Consider the following 22,344-nt stretch of genomic DNA (forward strand, 5'->3'; position numbering starts at 1 on the left):
CCAATCTCAGCTCGTTCAGAACAACAGAGGGAATCAATGCAGCAGAAGTTTCGCGTCATCCTTTCCGCCGTGATGGTGGCTGTCCTGACCGCGTGTGGCGGTGGCGGCGGCGACTCGGCTTCGAGCGGGGCGTCCGCGACGAGCGGCGACCAGTCCGCGCCGGTGACCACCGCACCCCAGGCAGATGCCCTGAGCATCAGCGGCACGGCGGCCACGGGCCTGGCCATCGCGAACGCCCCGGTGGAGGCGCGATGCGCAACCGGCACCGGCACCGCGACCACGGCGGCGGACGGCACGTTCAGCATGGTCCTGCCGGCCCAGTCGCAGGCGCCGTGCGTGCTGAGGGTGGCGCTGCCCGATTCGACCTTCCTGCACTCGCTGGTGCCGGCTTCCGTCGTCGGCCCGAAGGTGGCCAACATCACGCCGCTGTCGGAATTCGTCGTCGCGGCTGCTTCGGGCCAGAACCCGGCCGCCCTCTTTGCGGACTTTCAAGCCTCGTTCCAGGCCATGCTGAACCAGCAGGCCATCACCGACGCCATCAAGAAAGTGGCCGATGCGCTGGCGGGCGTGATCGCGCTGGGCGGCGTCGATCCGCTGACGTCGCAGCTGACCGCGGCGACGTCCGCCGGCGGCGCTGGCAATGCGTTCGACCAGGCGCTCGACGAGCTCATGGCGCAACTCAGTGCGCGCCAGGTGGCGCTCGCGGATCTTGCCGCCGCAATGGCGACCAGCCCCGGCACGAACGCGCCAGCCAAGACGCTGCTGCAACCGCCTGCCTCCAGCTGCGCACCGCTGCGCAGCGGCACCTACAACGTCATGGATGCCGCGGTGAAGGTGACGGTCGACGCGCCCGCGTTGACCATCGCCGCGACCGATGGCACCGACAAGTTGACCCTGGTGCCCGGGTCCGAGGCCTGCACGTTCACCGCGGCCGATGCGCCGTTCCCCGTGACGTTCGTCGTCAGCAATACGGGCGTGATCCTGATGCGCACCGCGCCGCCGCAGCAGATGGCCCACCTGAGCCTGCTGGTTCCGGTGCAGGACCTGCCCAAGTCAGAACTTGCCGGCACGTGGAACCTGCTCGGCTACGAACTCGGCGCCGGCAATGCCGGTGACGACAGGTATGGCCAATCGGCCGTGAAGCTCCAGTTCAACGAGGCGGGCGACTTCGTCGGCGGTGCCGAGTGCGCCAGCGAAACCTGCGAAGCCTGGCCGGCGGAGGACGTCCTGACCGTCAACAGGACGGACGAGGGCAGTTTCGAACTGGTCGACAGCGAGGGCGTCGCCAGGGCCCAGTTGTTCAAGAATGCCAACGGCCAGACGGCGATGTTCGTCGCCTCAACCCAGGGCATGCTGCTGGGCGCCAAGGAGCAGGCCGAGGCGATGCCGGCGGTGGGCGCAGTCACCAACAGCTGGGATATCACCCTCGATCCGACGGGCAATGCGGCCATGTTCGGCGCAAACACCGCCACCATCGCCACGGTGGACGCGTCGTCGATGACGTACACCCGCACCGCGCGCATGAGCGGCGCCACGGACCAGCCCGATGACCAGTGGACGCTGAACGCGCCGCGCACGGGCCTGCGCCATCGCGCGGCGACCGCTGTCCTGAGCGAAGTGACCTCGCTCAACGTACGCGGCGCCGGCTTCAATGTCGCGCACCTGACGCAGCTCAATGGCATGCAGACGCTGCTGCTCAGCACGGCGAAGGTGACGCAGCCGTGATGCAGCGCCGCCGCCTGTTCGCAAGCTTGCGCAGGCGGCGGCGCTGGAAAGGGACCGCGGCGAGCCGCGGGCGGATTCAGGGGGGTGACGAGAGGTGCGCGGGTGCGCGCCGCAACCGGCTGACGACACTTTGCTTGAGCGTCTTTGCCAACTTCAGCGGTGCTCGCACGCGCAGAATTCCGGAATAGAGCATCTCGTCGTGTGTTCTCGGGCGGGATTTCGAGATCCCCTTCATCACGCCGCTCTTGACGCCATCCCAAAACCGAGAGGCGCCCACTGGACGCGGCCGAAGGCCCATCCGACGCAAGCAATAGTTGGCTTGGTGTACCCGGGCCTGCTCTTCCATGTCCGGCGTCACATAGTAGATCGCGACGCTCACGGAAACCTCTTGTCCATTCCGAACCTGATGTGCAGCCAACGGCGGGTGATGCACCGCGTTGCCGGGCTTGAGGAAGAAGGACTCGCCGGCTGATGCGAGGTCGTCGCGGTACCGTCCCGCCACCGGGTTGTGGTGGTAGAAGTCCTCTATTTCCTCGAGAGTGAGCGTGGCCAGCCCGCGCGGGTAGAGGCGGACTTCCTTCTCGCCCTGCACCTGCATGAGGAAATTGGTGTCGTGGTCGAAGTGGTATGGCGTGACGAGCCCGGGCGCAGAGATGAAGACAGACATGCTGCCCCACGCCATCCGCCGACGAACCGGAAACCCTGTCAGTTGTTCGATGTCGACGAGCAGCGATTCGTACAGAGCGGCATAGTCTTCGTGCATCTCGTCGATGTAGTGCAGCCCGATCCATTTGCCGTTGCTGCCGATATTCAGGATGTCCTGATGCAATCGGCGCTTGAGCTCGCCCTTCGGCAAAGACACTTCGTTCGCGGCGATGTAGCGTCCGTAGTCCGGGCGATCGAACGCAAGCTCGGACAATTGCGCCAGGCGCGGCAGCGTGAACAGTGGATGGTGCGCCAATCGATGCGAGAACAGGAAGGGACGTTCGTTGAGCGTCTTCCAGATCTCCTTGTTGCCAAGATCGATCAGACCTGGGGGCGCGATCTCGCGCAGCGGTCCTCCGCGGGAGAACACATTCATCATCGATGAACTCCTTGTGCAACCTCTTGGTGTTTATTTGGTGCAACGAGGATCAGAATATTTGAGAACGTTCGTATGCCTGGTAGGGGTTTGCGCTGCAACAGGAATGCGACGCTTTTGAGCGTTCCGGGCCGAGTCCTGGCGGCTTTGACGCGCTTGCCTAGGGCTGAGGAAACACGGGTGCGAACGCGAGGGTCGCGCCCGGTACAGGACATCGGGCTATCGATAGCGGACCGTCGTGCAATGTCCGGAACGGAGCGTCGAGTACAGCCGCTTTGGGCCCATAGCGGAACTCGCGCTCGGAGAAAAGCGGTCCTTCGCCGCGTGCCCCTGAGGAGAAATCCTGACATATCGGTACCGACGTCGAAAACTCGTAGCTACTTCGCTGGCCCAAGGGCGTCGGGCGTCGGTTCGCGATACAGCACGCCATATATGCCACTGGGTACTCCCCCTACATCCATCGTTCGCACAACCTCGATGGCATTGCCGGACGGCCGCAGCCGGAAGGCGAGCCACCCGGTGGACTGCTTGTGAAGGAGCGACCCGTTGTCCAAAGTTGGGCGGAGCACGAAGCCCTTTGCCTCATGAGGCGAGGCCCAGGCCCACCGAACGCGCGCCTTGTTTCCGCGGATTTCTTCGATGACCATCTTCATGTCGGTCTCTTTCCTGAGTCCAAACCAGCCGTGCCAATAGCCGATCCAAGGACCGCCCTTAGGCTGCTCGCTCGCGGTCCGCGAGGAGTCCTGCGGCGGCGGCACGACAGCTTCATGGCTACGGTTCGCGGCAATCGCCTCTTGAGCGCCTTGATCGGCTTCAGCTTCGGTCGGACCTAGTTGCCTGGTCAATGTGCCCTTCTTGAAATAGGAAGAAAGTCCCGCGGGACCGCCACCGATGCCTATGAACTCGGCTGCGACCTGATCTCCTGACGAATTGATGTCCAAGTTCAGACGTTCGCCAAAGGGCATGTCTACTTTGATCTGCGCGCCTGAGACGACCCCCACCAAACGACTGGTTGCGCCCCCAGATGTGTCGGCCCATGAGTACGCCAATGTGGCCCGATCGTCGGCAGAGATCTCCTGCACAACGATCTTCATGTCGATGTCTTTGAGATGCCCGACGCGACCACGCCAGTAACCAAGCCATCCGGTGCGATGGGGGTCCTGCGTACCTTGCGCCTGCCCAACAAAGACGGTGGGCAGCGTGGCGTTCACCTGAGCGCTTGGTTGGGCTCTTGGCGTCGCCGTAAAGAGGACCAGGACCAATAGAAGAATGCCGCTTCTCGGAGTGAACATGCTCGCCTCCGTCGGAGTGAAAGGCACGGTTATAGGCTCAGAAGACGCGGTTGCGCCACCGTCACCCAGTGACTTGCTCGAACGGCAAGACCTTGACCTCTTGCGTTTCGATGACGCACACCGGGCTTCCATCCCAGTACGTGACGACGCTGAGGGCACCGGGCTGGGGAGGGGTGGTGCCCGCGCTTTCAAGTGACCAGACGAGGCTGGCGGTGGCCCGCTTGACGCCTGTAAGCACGAGGTCGGCAAGTTCATTGGCATCTGCCTCGTTGTCATCAAAGTGGAAGGCCTCAAAAAACCGGTCGGAGCAATCCTCTCCAACCTCCGCGAGGAATGCGTTCCAGAACCATTCGATGTTTGAAGGAATGCTCATGCTCGTTGGGCGGCCAAAGCAGCCTTCGGTGGCCTACCGCCGATGTCCGCTGTTGGGCGGATTCTGCAGAATGCGTCATCAAGCGAACGGGTATGGCCCCTCGTATTGCCCCATGTGGCTCAGGTGACTGACCAAGCCATGCCGCTCGTCCCACAAATGGAGCATGCAGGCCGGCGGCCCCAGGTACGACGCGGGCGCCGCGTCGCGGGCCAGCCGGAGAGCAATCTCAGTCGTGCTGCTCGGGCACGAGCACACGATGGTGCCGCCCCAGCGCCGGAGCATTACTCTGTGCACATGGCCGCACAGCACGGCCTCGACGTTTTCAAAGGAGCGGACGATGGCTTCGAGTGGCCCCGGTTCCAGGTATCGGTAAAGGTCCATGTAAGGGATGCCGCTCGCGAATGGTGGGTGATGCAGCATCAACAGGGTCGGCTTGGACGGGTTGGCCTGCAGTGTTCGCCTCAGCCACGCCAGACCGGCGGCGTCCACATCGCCATGGTGGCGCCCTGGAACGCAGGAGTCCAGGGCGATGATGCGCACCGGGTAATCGTCGATGCAGTAGTGCAGTGCGCCACTGGTCGGGATATACGTGCAGTCGGCGAAGGCCACTCGGAAGGCGTCTCGCTGGTCATGGTTGCCAGGGATGACGAGGTAGGGAATGGTGAGGGCGGACAGCAGGTGCCGAGCCATTTCGTATTCCTCGGGCGTCCCTTCATCGACCAGGTCGCCCGTCAGCAAGACAAGGTCCGGTCGTCTGTCCAGTCCGAGCACATGTCGAATGGCATCGCCGAACATGCGGTTCGAATCGACCACACCCTGATAGAGCTCGCCTGCGGGGCGAATGTGAGGATCAGAGATCTGAGCTACCAGCATGACGTGAATGTAGTGCTGTACGAAGCGCAAGCAGCATTCATTCCAGCTTCGCGCACTGCATGGCTTGCCGGCGAAGGCCCGGCGCCGACTTCTGCGTCAACGATGCGAGGCTGACCCGCAGCAATGTCAAGATCTTCAACATTCAACCCGGCCTCTTCGTACTCGGGCAGCCAACGCACGTGAGAATCCCCCAACTGATCATCCTCCCGCAGGATCACGAGAATTGAGCAGCACTATCCATGACGAGCCTCGCCTTTGCCCACTCACTCGCACCTACGCTCCTGTTGGATCGGCTGACGGCGCTCACCGCCGACAACGCGCTGTCGAAGGAGTACGCGTGCATCTGCGCAACGCGTGAGCACGGCGTGCGTTCGGCCGACATCGACAAGCCGACCTTCGGCGTGGTGCTGCGCGGGCGCAAGCGCCTGCAAGGAATGGGCGACAGCGCGGTCTCGCTCATCGCGGGGGACATGTTCCTGGTCACGCGGCCCTGCCAACTCGATGCGTTCAACTGGCCGGACGAAAACGGCCTTTATCTCACCATCACCATCCCCATCTGCGATGAAGTGATCGACGCTGCACGCATGCTGTGGGCCCAGCCCGCGGCGCAAGGCGGCCCGCCGGTTGTGGGATTGCCGGCGCAGCGCATGACGGCGCAACTGATGGCGTGGGCCGATTCGCTGACTTCCGGTGCCTACGGACCTGCACGGGCAGCGCTGGCCGACATGGTGGTGCAGCTTTGCGCGATGGGACATACGGCGGTGCTGGCTCCACCGCCGCCCACCTTCACTGCGCAGATCCGCTCGCTGGTGGTCGCGGAACCGGAACGCGCCTGGCGTTCGCGCGACTTCGAAGACGAACTGGGCCTGAGCGGAGCCACTTTGCGCCGCCGCCTGGCCGCCGAAGGCCGCTCGCTGATCGACGTGGTCACCGACGCAAGACTGGCCTGCGCGATGCAGCTGCTCTACACCACGCGCTGGCCGGTGAAGACGGTGGCGGCGCGGGTCGGCTATCAGTCGGCGCCCACTTTTGTCCGGCGCTTTGCACAACGCTACGGCCTGGAACCATCGCTGATTGGCAATGGAAATTCAGAACCCAGATGATGCGAGCGGATCGCGCAACAAATTGAGCGATTCGCGCAGGCAGACGATGCGAGCATGGACGGGCACTGCGGCAGCCGAGTCCGTGGTGGCAAAGACTTCGTCAACCTGAAGAACTCCCCATGCCCTCATCCACCTGGACCCATCCGCGTCGCACCGCCTTTCTTTTTCCCTTCGTGCTGCTTGCAGCCCTGCTAGTTGCAGGGGCTGTGCCTGCCACGGCGCAACAGCTGCAGGCAACGTCCTCCGCTGACGTGCAGCAGGCACCGGGCTACTACCATCAGACTATCGGCACCTTGCGCGTCACCGCGCTCTTCGATGGGGTGGTGCGGCTGCCGCGCGCACAGATTGCCGGCCTCACGCCCGCCCAGGTCAACGCACTGCTGAGCCATCGCTACGTGCCCGAGAGCGAGGCCGGCCTGCAGACGGCCGTCAACGCCTATCTGGTGCAGCTGCAGGGTGGTCGGCTCGTGCTCATCGATGCCGGTACGGCCGACTGCTTTGGCGCAGGTCTCGGTCACGTGGTCGAGAACCTCAAGGCCGCGGGCTTCCAGCCCGAACAGGTCGCAGACGTTCTTCTGACGCATGCCCACCCCGACCATCTGTGCGGTGTACTCGATAGCGACGGAAAGCGGGCTTTTCCCAACGCCACCTTGAGGGTGGATGGCAGCGAGGCCGCGTACTGGCAAGGCTCCGAGGCCGAAACGCGTACGCCCAAAGATCTGCGCTTCATCGTCGGCCAGGCCCGCCGCGCTCTCGATGCCTATTCTTCAGTGGGGCGCCTGAAGACTTTCACTCCGGGCGACGGCAGCCTGCCGGGCGGCATCGAGGCGGTGAAGACGCGTGGGCATACCCCGGGGCATACCTCCTACCTCATCTCGGGCGGCGCCGAAGCAAAAGACAAGCTGCTTGTCTGGGGCGACCTGGTGCACTACCACGCGGTGCAGTTCGCTCGGCCGGCGGCCAGCTACGAAGTCGATGCCGACCGTGCCGAGGCCATCCGTGCACGCCGCGCCATGCTGCAGCGCTCGGCTGCCGAAGGTTGGTGGGTAGCCGGTGCGCACCTCCCCTTTCCGGGGCTGGGCCATGTGCGTCCCGAAGGCAAGGCGTATGCGTGGGTACCGGCGGAGTATTCGCCACTGCCAAAGTCTGCACCTTGACGGCCGGCGCGCGCAACAGACACGCAGGTCATCTACGCGTGCAATCAGCCGCACAACTTTGTGCTTTGGTGCAAGGGCGGCCAGCCCACACCCAACCCTGGCCCCGATGTCGTCACGCACGGCTGTCGTCGTGGCCGAAGCCATGTCACACCATCGGGTGGCCATTGGCGGTGGATTCAGGTACCGCTTCCTTCACGTCCCAGTGCTCTACCAGCAGGCCATCGGCCACGCGGTATACATCGATCACAGCGGTTCCGCGGTCGGCCGCATGCGCCTTGAACAGACAATGCGCGACGACGAGGTCGCCTTCGGCGACCAGTCGTGCCACAGTGAAGCCGCTTTGCGGCAGTTGCGCGAAGAGTCCGCCCAGGAACTGCTGCAGCGGTTCTCGACCGTTGGACACGGCCGGGTTGTGCTGGATGTAGTCGGTGGCGACGAAGCGCGCGAGCGCTTGGGCGTCATGGCGATTCCAGACTTCGGCATAGTAGTTGGCTACCAGGGCTTTGTTGATCTCGGCCTGGGTCAGGGTGCGTGCATTCATGTCAATCTCCGGTGAAGTAGAACTGGTTTCGTCAAAGTGCGGGGCTTGGCGGTCGGGGCCGGCGCAGGGATGGCGCTCGGTGCTCACGCCTCAGGTGCCAACGTGGGCCGCCGCGGCCACGTCAGGGGTTGAGGATTCATTGGCATGCGCCTTGCGGGACAGTGCATGGCTGGCGGCCGCGGCGATCACGAGCACGAGCGATGCGGCCGGAAGCCACGCCGGGCCGACGGCGCCATTGACCATCGAGCCGACCACCGTGCCGAGCGACATGCCGACGTACAGGGCCGAGGCGTTCATGGCCAGCAACAGGCCACGCTGTGCCGGGGCTAGTGCGACCAGGCGCTTTTGCTGGGGCACCATGAACAGGTTGCCCGTCAAGGCCCAAGCGGTGAGCGTCACCAGCGCCAGCGGTACGGACCGCGGCAGTACCGCCAGCACGGCAAACACAGCGCCCAGGGCGATGAGCGAGCCTTTGATCAGCGCGTGCGGTTCGAAGCGGTCCGCGAATCGTCCGACGAGCGTATTGCCCACCACACCGCCGATGCCGAATGCCAGCAGTGCGACCGACACGGAGGCCGGCACCGCGCCTGTGCGTTCGTGCAGGTACAGGCCGATCAGCGTGTAGGTGGCGAACTGGGCGGCCATCTGCGCCAGCGTGGCGCCGATCGCCCAGCGCGTGGCAGGGCGTTCGAACACGTTCGCCAAGTCACGGGCGTGCACCGGATTGCCTGCCGAGCGGTCGGAAACCACCAGCAGCACGGCACTGGCGCATGCGAGCGCGAGGGCGCCGAGCCCGATGAAGACCCAATGCCACGACATCACGTGTCCGAGCCAGGCCGACAGAGGCACGCCCAGCACGGTAGCAACGGTCATTCCGCCAAAAACCGTTGCGAGCGCGCTGGCCTGCTGATCGACCGGCACCAGGCTGGCGGCCAACGCGGAGGCCACCGGGCCAATGCTGGCGGCGCCCAGCGCCGTCACGAGGCGAGCGGCAATGGCCCATTCGTAGCTGGGCGCCAGCGCCGTAGCGATCAGTCCGATCGCGAACGTGGCGAGGCCGCCCGCCAGCAGTACGCGCCGTGGCAGCCGAGAAGCGAGCATCTGCACCGCCGGCGCCAACACGGCGAAGGCCATGGCGAATACGGTCACAAGTTGCGCGACGGCCGTGCGGCCGACGCCGAGATCATGCGCAATCGGCTCGATCAGCCCGATCACCGCAAGGCTGCCGGTACCGAAAACGAAGTAGGCGCCGCTGAAGGTCCAGAGCGCGGCTTGGTGAGTTTGCAGGGTTTTCATTTGCTGGCCTCTATGAAGCGATGACGCAACTCTAGGCAGAACCCTGATATGTGTGAAACTATTGCCGTCTATTGGAGGTATGTCCGTGATTGATATGAAAGGCGTCGATCTCAATCTGCTGATCACGCTTGATGTGCTGCTGGAGGTTCGCAACGTGACCCATGCCGCCGAGCGGCTTGGCCTTTCCCAGCCGACCACTTCGGCGCAGCTTGCCCGCCTGCGCCAGATGCTCGACGACCCGTTGCTGATGCCAGCCGACAATGGACGCGGCATGGTGGTCACCGCGCGCGCCCTCGAACTGGCCCCGGCTCTGCGTGCGGCGCTCAAGGACCTGGAGGCGGCGGTGGCAAAGCAGCCCGCCTTTGATCCTATGAAGGACGAGCGTTCCTTCCACGTGGCTGCCAGCGACAACGCGATCGTGACCCTGGGCCTCCAACTGGTCGAACATGTCTCGCGCGCGGCCGGGCCAGGAGTGCGCATTGCGTTCCACGCGCCCCAGGCAGCTGGCGTTGCGGGTCAGCTTGAATCGGGAAGGGTTGATCTGCTGATCGGCTCGGAACGCATGGTGCCGCCCTCGATGCGGGCACGCGAGCTGGTGTCGGAGCATTTCGAGCTGGCACAGCGCAAGGGCCACCCGCGCGGCACCGCAGCGTTGGACGTGGAGAGCTACTGCCGCCTCCGGCACATCCTTGTATCCACTTCTGGCGGCAGCTTCCACGGCTTCATGGACGAGCACCTGGAGCGGATGGGGCGCCGCCGCAACGTGGTCCTATCGGTGCCGCAGTTCACGCTGGTGCCGAGCATCCTGCACGCCACCGACTATGTGTGCACCTTGCCCAGCCGCCTCATCCAACGCTATGCCGATTCGCTCGACCGCTTCGTGCTTCCTTTCCCGGCCCAAGGGTTCGGGCTTTTCATGGCCTGGCATCCGCGCAATCACAAGGATCCTGGCTCTGCTTGGCTGCGCGATCTGTTGTTGTCAGTGATCGGCCCATGACGATCGGAGTGCTGTTCGCCCTGGCCGCTGGCCTGATGTGGGGCATCGTTTTCGTGGGGCCGCTGCTGCTGCCGGAATATCCGGCCGCGCTGCAGTCCTTTGGCCGCTACATCGCCTTCGGGCTGATTGCGCTGCCATTGGCTTGGATTGACCGCAGGCGCATTGCGCAGCTCACGCGAGAGGATTGGATCGAGGCACTCAAGCTCTCGCTCATCGGCAACCTGCTGTACTACCTGCTGCTGGCCAGCGCCATCCGCCGCGCGGGCGGACCACTGCCCACGATGATCATCGGCACGCTGCCGGTAGTGATCGCGGTGGTCTCCAATCTTCTTGCCGTGCGCAGCGGTTCGGCCGAGCAGCCCCTTCCATGGCTGCGCCTGTTGCCGTCGCTGCTGCTGATGGGCGCCGGCATCGCGCTGATCAATCACCTGGAGATGAAGCAACTGGGGCAGGGCGCCAACGTGCGCGAGTACGCACTGGGCGTCGTGTTCGCGCTGGGTGCCGTGATGTGCTGGACGTGGTATCCCATCCGCAATGCGCGCTGGCTGCGCGCCAACGCCTATCGACCGCCGCGCGGCTGGGCAACCGCGCAGGGGCTGACCACGTTGCCGCCGGCGCTCCTTGGCTACGCGGGCCTGTGGGCGTGGAGCGCCGCCTCCGGCACGCAGGACTTCGTCATGCCATTCGGCCCGCGCCCGGTCATCTTCGTCACGCTGATGCTGGTCATCGGCCTCTTCGCCTCCTGGCTGGGCACGTTGTGCTGGAACGAGGCCAGCCAGCGCCTGCCGCCCGCGCTGGTCGGCCAGCTGATCGTCTTCGAGACGCTGGCTGCCCTGTCCTACGCTTTTGTCGTGCGCGGCGACATGCCCTCGCTGCCAACGCTGGCGGGCGCCGCCTTGCTGGCGGCAGGCGTGTGCTGGGGGGTGAAGGCGGCGGCATCGCAATGACCGGTAGTGACCGCGTGCTGCCTCAGCATGTCGCTGCGGAGGGTCAAAGACATCTCGGAAGCGCCGCACCGCGCCGTGCTGCACTTCCTGCTGTTCTCGTTCCTGTTCAATGCAGCCGTTGGCTTGCCATTGCACGCGACGGAGCACGTGCACAAGCCCCGCGAAGACACGTTGGCGCGCTTCTTCCGTTCGCACCCCGAATGGCAGAACAAAGGTGGACCGAGAGGCTGGGCTGGGTGCTGCCCGGCGTCTCGGCGCAAGCCATCCTGCATCGCGAGGCCAGGACCGAGCAGGAGTGGTCGTTGTTAGGGCAGGTATTGATTGCGCCCCTTGCCATGGCTTTCGGGGCGCTTGCCATGCGCCAGGTGGCCGTGGATCGGCGCAGACGCGGACGGTGAGCGAACGCTGCGCTGGTGCCTGAGCTTGATGACCAGCCGCCGCCAGCCAATGACGATGCCCGTCAGGCTCAGCGCGGTTCCGCCCAGGCTCAGCACGATCAGCACCACGTCCCAAGCCGGCCGGCGGCTGAGCAGAGGCAGCCAGTCCCAACTGTGCATCAGGGCGAAGAGCCAGCGGCCGGCGCGTTCGCTGCGGTCGCTGTGCGTGACGACGGTGCCCGTCCGCGGGTCGACATAGACCCGGGTGGCATGCGGGTCCGCGAAGTCCACCCGAAGCACGGGCAGCGGCCGGTCGTTGCCGCCTGTCATCGTGTGCGCGTCACGTGCGTAGTAGTAGAAGTCGTAGGCTGTCTGCCGCTCCATGCGCAGCACCGGGGCGTCCATCATCGAGGTCGCCGCCCGCTGGAGCGCCTCTTCGTCCACGGGCCGCTGCACGCCGCTTCGGCTGTCGAGGATGCGGGGCCGGCCCGCCGGCCCCCAGGCCTGCACAGTCAGGCGTCCCAGCACCGGCACCCAGCGCAACTCGCGCACGTCGCCGCCGGAGGCCAGCAGCACCTGCGGCGCGGCGTCGGCCGCGGTGGGCAGCAGGGGCTGGGCCTGCCGCAGCGCCTCGAACCTCGGCTTGGGGCCGCGCGCGTCCAACACGCCCCACGGGTTCATCGACATCAGCCCGCTGAAGATCCAGGTCAGCGTGACGGCTGCGAACAGCAGGCCGCTGATGTGATGCCAGCGCATCATGCGGCCCGGATATGGCGAGCGCGAGCCGCTGCGGTACGGCCGCGCGAAGCGCCAACGCAGGATGCCCACCACCGTGCCGGTGGCGGCCAGCACGACGCCGGCCAGCGAGATCCAGATGACGATGTCCGACCAGTGCCGGTCGAACGCGTTGCCCCGGAAGGGATAGAGCCAATGGATCCAGGCGCCCACGTAGTTCCAGTGCCGTTCGGTGGCGGATGCGTCGAGCATCACCTCGCCGGTCAGGCCGGACACGTAGACGATGGTGTCGTCGCGATCGGCAAGCCGCAGTTCGTGCAGCGGCCGGTGCGCCTGCAGCCCGCGCGAATGGGTGAAGGCGTCTTCCTGCAGCGAGCCGAGGTATTGCACCTTCGCCGGATCGGCCGCGGCGCCCTGGTAGGCGGCCGCGCTGGCGATGGCAACCTTCGCGTCCGCGCCGCCCAGCGCAGCGCCGCTACGCGCGTCGACCACGAAAACGCGGTCAGCCCCACCGCCGGTGCCGGCCGACACGGCGAGGTAGACCGGCTGGCCTGCCCGAGCCGCCGACAGTCGCAGCGACCTGAGCGCCCCGCGCACGCCGGCCGAATCGAGCGCCTGGCGCGGCCCCAGCAGGCCCGCGCCATCACCCAGGCGGGGCAGGTGGGAGAGCCGCTCCGGTTCGGTGAGCTTGGGATAGCCTACGTACATCATCACCATGCCGGACATGAACCACATGGCGAGGAAGGCACACAGCCCTACGCCCATCCAGCGATGGACGAGATAGAGCCAGCGCTTGAGGCGCATCCGCATGCGGGTCAGAAGCGGTGGTTCAGCACCACTTCGACCTTGCGCCCCTCACCGACGAACCACTGCGTGGGCGTGTAGTAGGCGGTGGTGTAGTAGAGCTTGTCGAAGATGTTGTAGCCGCGCAGTGCGATGCTGGTGGCCGCCGTTGCGCGCCATTGCAGCGCCAGGTCGGCCGTGGTGTAGGCCGGCAGCTCCAGCGTATTGGCAGCGTCGGCAAATCGCTTGCCCACGTACCGCAGGCCGCCCGAAAGCGTCCATTGGGGTTGGAAGCGCCAGCTCATCCACAGGTTGGCCGTCTGTTCGGGCACGTCGGTGGGCACGTTGCCATCGCGCGAAACCAGGCCGGCGGCGGTCGGCTCGCTGAAGTCGTCGTACCGCGCGCGCAGCAGCGCCACGTTGGCGTCGAGCTGAACCGTCTTGCCAAGCTGCATCGACAAGGTGCTTTCGATCCCCTTGGAAGAGCGCTGGCCCACCTGGATCTGCTGCGACGGGTTGGTGGGGTCGCGGGTCAGCAGGTTGTCCTTCTCGATGCTGTAGAGCGCCAGCGTCCATTCGCCGCGCTGGTCCCAGAAGGTGTTCTTGGTGCCGATCTCGACCTGCCTTCCGGTCGCCATGCTGAAGGCGCTGTTGGCTGGCGAGAGCATCAGCAGGGCCGACACCGGGTCGGCCGCCTTCGAGTACTGCGCGTACAGCGACCAGTCCGGCATCACCTGATACACAGTGCCCAGGCGCCAGCCGGTTTCTGCGTAGGTGGTGTCGAACTGCTGCACGCTGTTCAGCAGGTTGGTGCGGTTCACCCTGGCGTGGTCGTAGCGCAGGCCCGCGATCACCGACCACTGCGAATTCAGCTCCAGCCGGTCTTCGGCAAACACGGCGTACTGGTCGGCCTTGTTGCGATAGCGCGGAATGAAAGGCACCGAACTCCGGTAGGTGCCCGCGACCGGGTTGTACAAGTCGACCGACGCCGGATCGGGCACCCCTGTGTAGGTGTTGTTGGTGTGCTGGAAGGACGCGGAGTTCACGTCGAAGCCCACGGAGACCTGGTTGCCCAGGCCCAGCAGGCGCCCCTTGAAGGTGGCGTCGGTCGTGTTGCCGGTCTGCGACTGGTCGTGCCGGATCTGCGTGTCGTCGCTGCGGTCGACCAGGCCCGTGGCCGGGTTGTACGTGTAGGCCTCGGCGTTGCGCCAGTCGCGCTGGCTGTCCACGTGATAGAAGCGGCTGCGCACGCGCACGCTGTCGTTGGGCGTCCATTGGGCGTACAACTCGGTCCAGCGGTCGTCGAACTTGATCCGGGCATCCTCGACGTTGTAGTTGTTGTCTCGAATGGCGCGCAGCGGCTGGCCGTCGACCAGCGGCGAGCCGAAGTACTGCATGGGCTTCTGCACGCCCTGCGCGTAGCTCAGGCGCAGGCTCAGGTCTGGCGTCGGGTCGAGTTGCAGCGCACCGGAGAAGGTGAAGTCGCTCGAATCACCACGTGCAACCCAGCCGTCGGAGCGATTGCCGCTCACGTCCAGCCGGTACGACAGCACGTCGTTGATCGCGCCGGCGCTGTCGAAGCCCAGGTTCAGGACCCCGTCGGTGCCGGCCCCCAACTGCACTTCGGACTGGATCGGCCCGCGCACAGGCTTGCGGGGAATGACGTTGACCACGCCGCCGATCGCGCCGTGGCCATAGATCACCGACGACGGTCCGCGCAGCACCTCGATGCGGTCGATGGACCACGTGTCGAAGGGGAAGCTCACCGCCACGCCGCCGTACTGGCGCATGCCGTCGTACAGGCGCATCACCGAAGTGGAGTCGGTGAAGCCGCGCGCCGACAGCGCACTGAAGCTGTTGCCCGGATGCCCCAAGCTGGTGATGCCGGTGGAGCGCGTGATGGCGTCGTTCAGCGACGTGTCGCCGCGCTCGTCCAGCTGATCGCGCGTGATCGCTTCGACGCTGGCGGGCGTCTGCATGGGTGTGAGGCCCAGGTAGGAACCGGTGGAGGCGGGCTCGCGCAGCGGGACGGGCGTTTCCTGTCCGGTGACGGTGACCGTGGGCAGCGTGCCAGTGGAGGTTTGCGCCAGCGCGGGGTGAGCCATGGCCATCAGGGCCGCGCAAGGCAATGCGGCAAGCGCGAAGCGGGCGCCGGCGGGTGCGTGGATGGGCGAGTCGGGTCCGGTGTTCTTCATGGAAGCGTGCGGTTCAGGGTTCGATCTGCGCGAGTGCGCGGCACGCGACTCGGCGCGGCGGCCGGGGCGCGTGCGGGATGCCAGCCGAGGCTGGCCCAGGGTCAGATCGAAGCGGGAGGACCGCGCGCAGGCAGTGGCGCGCCCACCAGGCTCGCCAGCCGGGCGGATTCGATGGGCTCGAGTGCGTAGCCCAGCGGCTGGGCCTGCGGTAGCGAGAACGCATCCGGCGCGGGTGCCGGACCGACGGCAGCCAGGCAGGCCGGGCAGTCCAGGGCGCTGTGCAGGGGTGCGCTCTTTTCCTGTCCGTCCTCACCCACCAGCACGACCTTGGCGCCCGAGCACACCAGTTGCATCGACTGCGAATGCACCAGGGGCGATGCGATGGCCACGCCCACCGTCAACATGAACCACGCCAGGACGAGGCGGGCGGTCGACGGCAGGGCGCGAAGCGTGGGCATGGGGCGTGATTATGGTCAAGTTGCAGTCGGATGCGAATTCCGATCGAACCCTGCTTCCCGGGCGGACTGCTCTGCCTCGGTGCCATGTGGCCGCGTGGGCGGAGAATTGCGCCCATGCATGCCTACTACAGCGCCCGTGCCCGGGAATACGACACCGTCTACCAGAAACCCGAGCGCCAGCCCGACCTGCGCGAGATCGAGGCCTGGCTGCCCGCTGCGCTGGAGGGCAGGTCGGTGATCGAGGTCGCCTGCGGCACCGGCTACTGGACGCAGTTCTATGCACCCGCCGCCGACCGGGTGCTGGCCTTCGACGCCGCGGACGAAACGCTCCAGATCGCCCGCACGCGCCTGTCCGACGACAAGGTGATGCTCGTGCGCGGCGACGCCTATGACATTCCGGCCGGCGATCGGGCCTTCGATGCGGCCTTCGCCGGCTTCTGGTGGTCGCACATACCGCTGGACCGCATCGACGCCTTCCTGCAGGGCCTGCACCGGGTGCTCAAGCCGGGCGCCCGCGTCGTGTTCCTCGACAACCGTTTCGTGGCGGGGAGCAGCACGCCCGTCTCGCAGCCGGATGCGCAGGGCAACACCTACCAGACGCGCACGCTGTCCGACGGGTCGACGCACCGCGTGCTGAAGAACTTTCCCTCGCGCGAGGCGCTGCTCGCCGCCGTTGGCCCGTACGCCCAGACCGTCGAACACCGGCAATGGCCGTACTTCTGGGCGCTGGTGTACAGCCTCAAGGGGTAGCAGGCGGGTGACGCGTTGCGGCTGCCGGGCGTCCCTGCGGGCGACCGCATCGGCTCGCCATCAGTGACAATCCCGCCCCATGACTGATTCGCCTGCTCAACTTCCCGTCCTGATCGCCGGTGGCGGCATTGGCGGCATGTCGCTCGCCCTGACGCTGCACCAGCTCGGCGTGCCTTGCGTCGTCTTCGAGGCCGTGCCGGAGCTCAAGCCGCTGGGGGTGGGCATCAACCTGCAGCCGAACGCGGTGCGCGAGCTTTACGACATGGGCATCGACGAGGCCGCACTGGACGCGATCGGCATCCAGGCCAGGGAATGGGCGCTGGTCGGTCGCAACGGCAACGACATCTATTCCGAGCCGCGCGGCCTGCTCGCAGGCTACCGCTGGCCGCAATACTCGCTGCACCGGGGGCAGTTGCAGATGCTGCTGTACCGCACCGCGCTGCAGCGGTTGGGCCCGGACGCGATCCGCCTGGGCCACCGCGTGACCGGCTACCGCAACGATGCCGACGGCGTCACCGCATTCGTGCAGTCCGACGGCGGCGAGCCGCGCGAGGTGCGAGGCGCGCTGCTGGTGGCTGCGGACGGGCTGCATTCGGCGGTGCGCGCGCAGATGCATCCGCAGCAGCCGCCGATCCAGTGGGGCGGGGCGATCATGTGGCGCGGCACCACGCCGGGCGTGCCGGTGCGAAGCGGCGCCTCTTTCGTCGGCGTCGGGTCGCTGCGGCACCGGGTGGTGCTCTATCCGATCTCGCCGCCGGACCCGGTGACCGGCCTGGCGACCATCAACTGGATCGCCGAGATCACGGTCGACAACTCGGCCGGGTGGACGCAGGGCGACTGGAACCGGCGCGTCGGCATCGACGACTTCGCCCACCACTTCGACGGCTGGAACTACGGCTGGCTCGACGTTCCGGCCATGCTGCGCGGCGCCAGCGAGGTGTTCGAATACCCGATGATCGACCGCGACCCGGTGCCGACCTGGGTGGACGGCCGGGTGGCGCTGCTGGGCGATGCCGCGCACGTGATGTACCCGGTAGGCTCGAACGGCGCCAGCCAGGCAATCGTCGATGCGCGTGTGCTGGGCGCGAGCCTGCTGGCCCATGGCGTGACGCCCGCGGCGCTGAACGACTACGACGAGCGGCTGTGCGCCGACATCTCGGCGCTGGTGCTGCGCAACCGCGGCGCTGGCCCGTTCGGCATCCTGGGCCTGGTGGACGAGCGCTGCGGCGGCGTGTTCGACGACATCGACGACGTCGTTCCGGCGCAGGAGCGTGCGGCGTTCATGGCCCGCTACAAGGCGGCGGCGGGCTTCGCCATCGAGACGCTCAACGCGGCGCCGCCCACCATCGCGCCGGGCGCGCGGGTCGGCGCGCCCGGCGGCTGAGGGCCTGTTTCGCATCGGCGGCGCAGGCGTGGCTTGCCAACGCCTGGGGGAATGCGATCATCCGTGGCCAAAGGGCTGCGAGGAGATCATCCATGGGCGATCTGGGCGTGCCTCACCAGGCGACGCGCGACCGGGTACTCGACCCGGTGGACCGCGTGTCCGAACTCGTATTCGGGCTGCTGATGGCCTTGAGCTTCACCGGCGCCGTGTCGGTGGCCGACGCCGGCCGGGAGGAGATCCGCACCATGTTCGTCGCAGCCCTCGGCTGCAACCTGGCCTGGGGGCTGGTGGACGCGGTGATGTTCCTGGTGCGCACCATTACGGCGCGCGGCAAGTCGATCACGCTGCTCCATGCCGTCCGGGCCGCCGGGCCCGACGTGCGGGCGGGGCAGGCATTGATCGAGCGTTCGCTCACGCGAACGGTCTCGAGCCTGGTGTCGGCGGCGGAGCTGGAGGCGGTGCGCAGCCGCATCGTCGCCATGCCCGACGTGCCGGCGCGGCCCCAGCTGGACGGCAGCGACCTGCTCGCGGCCCTGGCGGTGTTCCTGCTGGTGGTGGTCTCGACGTTCCCGGTGGTGCTGCCGTTTGCCCTGATGAACGACGTGGCAGCGGCAAGCAGCACCTCGCGCGCGATCGGCCTGGCCATGCTTTTCCTTGGCGGCTTCAGCCTGGGCCGCCATGCCGGCTACGGCGGCTGGCGGGCCGGCATCAAGATGGCTGCGCTCGGCACGCTCCTCGTCGTGGCCATCCACGCGCTGGGCGGATGAACACCGCGCGAGCCACGTGGGTCGCGCTGGCCGCCCTGGCTGGTTGCGGCGCGGCTTGCGGCGAGCAGACGCCGCCGCCGGGCCGGGAGGAAAGCTGGGATTTCGCCGCCACCGCCTACCCGACCGTCATTCGTGGAGGCGGCGACTACACCTCGGCCGTCGTCACTGCCGACCACGGTGCGCTGCACCTCGAGGGCCGCTACAACTACGAATCGGTCGGCGCCCGATCGGCCTTCGTGGGTTGGAACCTCTCCGGCGGCGACACCCTGGCCTGGGAACTCACGCCTATGTTGGGCGGTGCCTGGGGCACGACCGAGGCTTTCGTTCCCGGCCTGGAGGCGAGCCTGGCCTGGGGCCGCGTCGACTTCTACACCGAGATCGAATACGTACGCCACCCCGACGAGCGCAAGAGCAGCCGGTACGTCTATGCGTGGAGCGAACTGGGCTTTCGGCCGGTGCCGTGGCTGCGCCTTGGCGCCGTGGCGCAGCGCACCCGGGCCTATGGCGGCGACCGCAGCGTGCAGGCAGGGCCGTTCGCCCAGGTGACGTGGGACCGGTTCACGCTCGGCGGCTACTGGTTCAACGCGGGATCGTCGGACCAGGTGGTGGTCGTCTCGATCGGCGCGTCGTTCTGATCGGGCAACAAAAGGCCCCCCGCCAGGTTCACTGGTCGGAGGGCCTTCGCAATCTCGGGGTACCCCATGGGGCTTGACCGACACCGTGACTCCAATGTCGCGCAGGCCCGGCGGCGGCGCCATCGGCCGGCAGCCAATGGTGATGCAGGGCGAGACTGACAAGCGCGCGGCGCGCGTGGCATGGAACGAATGGATTGCATGCGCGGGGCCACCTCGGTGTATGGTGCGTATGCCCGGTACATTCATTCAACCGAACTTTCCGACGCATGCTGGACATTGCAGCCACCTGCCTCGTCGTGACGGCGCTGTTCGCGTATCTGAACCATCGCCTGTTCAAACTGCCCACCACCATCGGAGTGATGGTCATTGCGCTGGTGATCTCGATGGTCATGGTCGGCCTCGACGCCCTTGGCATCGATCATGGCCTGCGCAGTCGGGAAGAGACCTTCCTGAAGTCGATCGATTTCTCCGCCGTCCTGATGCAGGGAATGCTGTCCTTCCTTCTGTTCGCGGCGGCGCTGCACGTCGACCTGCGGGCACTCAAGGAGTATCGATGGCAGATCGCGCTTCTGGCGTTCGTCGGCACTGCATGCTCGACCGCGCTCGTGGGAGGCGCGATGTGGGTCGTCCTGCCGCTGCTGGGCATCTCCTTGCCGCTCCTTTATTGCCTGCTGTTCGGGGCGCTGATCTCGCCGACCGATCCGATCGCCGTGATGGGGATTCTCAAGTCCGCGGGCGCGCCCAGGAGCCTCGAGCTGGTGATCGCCGGCGAGTCCCTGTTCAACGACGGTGTGGGTGTGGTGATCTTCGTGCTGCTTCTCGGCGTGCTGGTCGGCAGCGCCGAACCCACCGCGGGGGTTGCCGCGGAACTGCTTGTCCGAGAGGCGGGTGGCGGTGTCGTTTTCGGGCTGGTGCTGGGGTACGTCGTCTTCCACATGCTCAAGAGCATCGACCAATACCAGGTCGAGGTGATGCTGACGCTGGCGGCCGTCATGGGCGGCTACGCGCTCGCGAGCCATCTGCATGTGTCGGGACCACTCGCCATGGTCGTGTGCGGGCTGATCGTGGGCAACGGAGGCAGGGCCCTGGCCATGTCGGACAACACGCGCCGCTATGTCGACATGTTCTGGGAGTTGCTCGACGAAATCCTCAACGCCGTGCTTTTCGTGCTGCTGGGGCTCGAAGTCATCGAGATCGCCTTTTCCGCCTCGCTCCTTGCAGCGGGCGCGGCTGCGGTGGTGGTCGCCATGGCGGCACGCTGGCTCACCGTCGGACTGCCGGTGGCCCTGTGCACTCCGCTTTTCAGATTGCCGAGCGGATCGGCGCGGGTGCTGACCTGGGGCGGCTTGCGTGGCGGCATCTCGGTGGCGCTCGCGCTGTCGCTGCCGGCAGGCGCCGAGCGTCACATCGTCCTGACACTGACGTACTGCGTGGTCGTCTTCTCGATTCTGGTGCAGGGCCTGAGCATCGGGCGGGTGGTCTCGGCAGCGCTGGCAGACCCCGAGCCAGATCAACGGAAGGCGCACCCGTGAATGCTCGCATCCGCAAGCTGATGCGCGACCTGCGCGACGCGTTCTCGCTTGTACCGGCTGCCCTGGTCCTGCTGGGGATTCTTCTGGCCGTCGGCTTGCTGGAACTCGACCGCTCCGGGCTCCTGCCGAAGTGGTTGACCGAAAGCGATTGGGTCTACAACGGCGGAGGTACCGGCGCCAGAACGTTGCTGGGCGCCATCGCCGCGTCCACGATCGGCGTTGCGGGCACGGTGTTCTCGATCACCATCGCGGCGCTGTCGCTCGCGGCCGGCCAGATGGGGCCGCGTCTGCTCCAGAACTTCACGCGGGATCGGGGCGTTCAGTTCACGCTGGGCGCCTTCCTCGGCACATTCTCGTATTCGTTGATGGTGTTGCGCAGCGTGCGCACGCAGGAGGAAGGAGCCTTCACCCCGCATCTGGCGCTGTCGGTCGGCATCCTCCTGGCGTTCGCGTGCGTGGGGACACTGGTCTATTTCGTCGGGCACATGGCCAGGCGGATCAACGTCGATACGGTGGTGGAGCTGGTGAGCGACGACGTGCGGACCGCACTGCGCAATCTGATCGTCGAGGAACCACAGGCGTTGCGCCCCGCGGAGGACTTCTGGGCGCGGTCGGCGCCGATCCACGACGCCCGGCGCGGCTACCTGCAGCAGCTCGACGACAAAGCCCTGGCAGACTGGGCTGCCGAGCAGGGAACGGCCATCCGCCTCCTGGTCAGGCGCGGAGACTATGTTTTTCCCGGAGCGCCCATCGCCCTGATTTCGAATCGGGTCGAGGGTGCGCAGGAGGCCATTCGCAACGCGACTGCGCTCGGTTCGACACGCGGCAGTGCCGGCGATGCCGAGTACACGGTTCGGCAACTGGTCGAAGTTGCCGTCCGCGCGCTTTCGCCCGGCATCAACGATCCGCACACCGCCATGAGCGTGCTCGACCGCCTCGGCGCGGCGCTGTGCGACGTGGCCGGCAAGCACCTTCCGAGCGGCGTGTCGGTGCGTCGCAGCGGGATCGCGCTGGTGGTGCCGTGCGTCACCTACGACAGCCTGGTGGACGTGATGTTTCACATGATTCGGCAGAACGCGGCCGGCAGCACTGCCGTGCTGCTTCGCCTGCTGGACGTCTTGACCGCTGTGGTGGCATGCGAACCCGACTACCATCGCAGGCAGGTGTTGCTGCGTCACGCCAACCTGGTCCTGGCCGATGCCCGGCGAACGGTGGGCAATCCCGAGGACGTCGCGGACGTGCAGCGGCGCCATGCCGCGCTCATCCGCACGATGGAGCGCGGGGCGGTGGGCGCCATTGGCGCCGATTTGCATGAGCGTCCGGCGGCATAGCAAGGCGTTCGC

General features: G+C 66.6%; 20 protein-coding genes. 11 read left to right on the plus strand and 9 right to left on the minus strand.

Features of this window, described 5'->3' with window-relative positions; all coding sequences use genetic code 11:
* Positions 1-36: 36 nt before the first annotated feature.
* On the plus strand, positions 37-1,725 hold the full coding sequence (locus tag VES41_RS16795) for a hypothetical protein (RefSeq protein WP_324819316.1): 1,689 nt from the start codon (positions 37-39) through the stop codon (positions 1,723-1,725).
* Positions 1,726-1,801: 76 nt separating this feature from the next.
* On the opposite strand, the gene VES41_RS16800 is transcribed toward VES41_RS16795, so the two are convergent.
* From VES41_RS16800 to VES41_RS16815, 4 genes are all read right to left on the minus strand, one after another.
* The gene (locus VES41_RS16800) at positions 1,802-2,809 is read right to left on the minus strand and encodes a cupin-like domain-containing protein (RefSeq protein WP_324819318.1); all 1,008 of its coding nucleotides are present in this window, start codon (positions 2,807-2,809) and stop codon (positions 1,802-1,804) included.
* A gap of 374 nt (positions 2,810-3,183) precedes the next feature.
* Positions 3,184-4,098, minus strand: coding sequence for a hypothetical protein (locus VES41_RS16805; RefSeq protein ID WP_324819320.1), 915 nt, complete (start codon positions 4,096-4,098; stop codon positions 3,184-3,186).
* 61 nt (positions 4,099-4,159) lie between these two features.
* The gene (locus VES41_RS16810) at positions 4,160-4,471 is read right to left on the minus strand and encodes an ASCH domain-containing protein (protein WP_324819322.1); all 312 of its coding nucleotides are present in this window, start codon (positions 4,469-4,471) and stop codon (positions 4,160-4,162) included.
* A 78-nt stretch (positions 4,472-4,549) separates the two neighbouring features.
* Positions 4,550-5,344 (minus strand): phosphodiesterase, encoded by a 795-nt coding sequence (locus VES41_RS16815; RefSeq protein ID WP_324819324.1) that lies wholly within the window; start codon positions 5,342-5,344, stop codon positions 4,550-4,552.
* A 239-nt stretch (positions 5,345-5,583) separates the two neighbouring features.
* Between VES41_RS16815 and VES41_RS16820 the strand changes: the two genes are divergently transcribed.
* Both VES41_RS16820 and VES41_RS16825 read left to right on the plus strand, forming a co-directional pair.
* A complete protein-coding gene (locus tag VES41_RS16820) occupies positions 5,584-6,447 on the plus strand; it encodes a helix-turn-helix transcriptional regulator (RefSeq protein WP_324819326.1) in 864 nt (287 codons plus the stop codon).
* 119 nt (positions 6,448-6,566) lie between these two features.
* Entirely contained in the window at positions 6,567-7,604 is a 1,038-nt protein-coding gene (locus VES41_RS16825; protein ID WP_324819328.1) for an MBL fold metallo-hydrolase, read from the plus strand.
* Between the two features lie 145 nt (positions 7,605-7,749).
* On the opposite strand, the gene VES41_RS16830 is transcribed toward VES41_RS16825, so the two are convergent.
* Together VES41_RS16830 and VES41_RS16835 are read right to left on the minus strand one after the other, a co-directional pair.
* Positions 7,750-8,145 carry a nuclear transport factor 2 family protein gene (locus tag VES41_RS16830; protein WP_324819330.1) on the minus strand — a complete coding sequence of 132 codons (396 nt, stop codon included), beginning with the start codon at positions 8,143-8,145 and terminating at the stop codon, positions 7,750-7,752.
* Positions 8,146-8,235: 90 nt separating this feature from the next.
* On the minus strand, positions 8,236-9,441 hold the full coding sequence (locus VES41_RS16835; RefSeq protein ID WP_324819332.1) for an MFS transporter: 1,206 nt from the start codon (positions 9,439-9,441) through the stop codon (positions 8,236-8,238).
* Between the two features lie 79 nt (positions 9,442-9,520).
* On the opposite strand from VES41_RS16835, the gene VES41_RS16840 reads away from it, so the two are divergent.
* Complete coding sequence (locus VES41_RS16840) at positions 9,521-10,438, plus strand: LysR family transcriptional regulator (RefSeq protein ID WP_324819334.1); 918 nt, start codon at positions 9,521-9,523, stop codon at positions 10,436-10,438.
* A complete protein-coding gene (locus tag VES41_RS16845) occupies positions 10,435-11,385 on the plus strand; it encodes a DMT family transporter (RefSeq protein WP_324819336.1) in 951 nt (316 codons plus the stop codon). The genes VES41_RS16840 and VES41_RS16845 overlap by 4 nt, the downstream gene beginning before the upstream one ends.
* Positions 11,386-11,690: 305 nt before the next feature.
* On the opposite strand, the gene VES41_RS16850 is transcribed toward VES41_RS16845, so the two are convergent.
* The 3 genes from VES41_RS16850 to VES41_RS16860 all read right to left on the minus strand — a co-directional run bounded on the left by VES41_RS16850 (position 11,691) and on the right by VES41_RS16860 (position 15,933).
* Positions 11,691-13,307 (minus strand): PepSY-associated TM helix domain-containing protein, encoded by a 1,617-nt coding sequence (locus tag VES41_RS16850; RefSeq protein ID WP_324819338.1) that lies wholly within the window; start codon positions 13,305-13,307, stop codon positions 11,691-11,693.
* 5 nt (positions 13,308-13,312) lie between these two features.
* Positions 13,313-15,391, minus strand: a complete 2,079-nt coding sequence (locus VES41_RS16855) for a TonB-dependent receptor (RefSeq protein WP_414719166.1) — start codon at positions 15,389-15,391, stop codon at positions 13,313-13,315.
* A 185-nt stretch (positions 15,392-15,576) separates the two neighbouring features.
* Complete coding sequence (locus VES41_RS16860) at positions 15,577-15,933, minus strand: DUF2946 domain-containing protein (RefSeq protein WP_324819341.1); 357 nt, start codon at positions 15,931-15,933, stop codon at positions 15,577-15,579.
* Positions 15,934-16,047: 114 nt separating this feature from the next.
* On the opposite strand from VES41_RS16860, the gene VES41_RS16865 reads away from it, so the two are divergent.
* The 6 genes from VES41_RS16865 (at position 16,048) to VES41_RS16890 (ending at position 22,332) form a co-directional block, all read left to right on the plus strand.
* On the plus strand, positions 16,048-16,683 hold the full coding sequence (locus VES41_RS16865; protein ID WP_324819343.1) for a class I SAM-dependent methyltransferase: 636 nt from the start codon (positions 16,048-16,050) through the stop codon (positions 16,681-16,683).
* Between the two features lie 79 nt (positions 16,684-16,762).
* Complete coding sequence (locus tag VES41_RS16870) at positions 16,763-18,067, plus strand: flavin-dependent oxidoreductase (protein ID WP_324819345.1); 1,305 nt, start codon at positions 16,763-16,765, stop codon at positions 18,065-18,067.
* A 92-nt stretch (positions 18,068-18,159) separates the two neighbouring features.
* Positions 18,160-18,834, plus strand: coding sequence for a hypothetical protein (locus tag VES41_RS16875; protein WP_324819346.1), 675 nt, complete (start codon positions 18,160-18,162; stop codon positions 18,832-18,834).
* Complete coding sequence (locus tag VES41_RS16880) at positions 18,831-19,469, plus strand: hypothetical protein (protein ID WP_324819348.1); 639 nt, start codon at positions 18,831-18,833, stop codon at positions 19,467-19,469. Before VES41_RS16875 ends, VES41_RS16880 begins: the two co-directional genes overlap by 4 nt.
* A 266-nt stretch (positions 19,470-19,735) precedes the next feature.
* Entirely contained in the window at positions 19,736-21,001 is a 1,266-nt protein-coding gene (locus VES41_RS16885; RefSeq protein ID WP_324819350.1) for a sodium:proton antiporter, read from the plus strand.
* Positions 20,998-22,332 (plus strand): DUF2254 domain-containing protein, encoded by a 1,335-nt coding sequence (locus VES41_RS16890; RefSeq protein ID WP_324819352.1) that lies wholly within the window; start codon positions 20,998-21,000, stop codon positions 22,330-22,332. Before VES41_RS16885 ends, VES41_RS16890 begins: the two co-directional genes overlap by 4 nt.
* Positions 22,333-22,344: the final 12 nt, after the last annotated feature.

Origin of the sequence: Variovorax sp. (genome assembly GCF_035634955.1) — a bacterium.
Lineage (GTDB): Bacteria > Pseudomonadota > Gammaproteobacteria > Burkholderiales > Burkholderiaceae_C > Variovorax.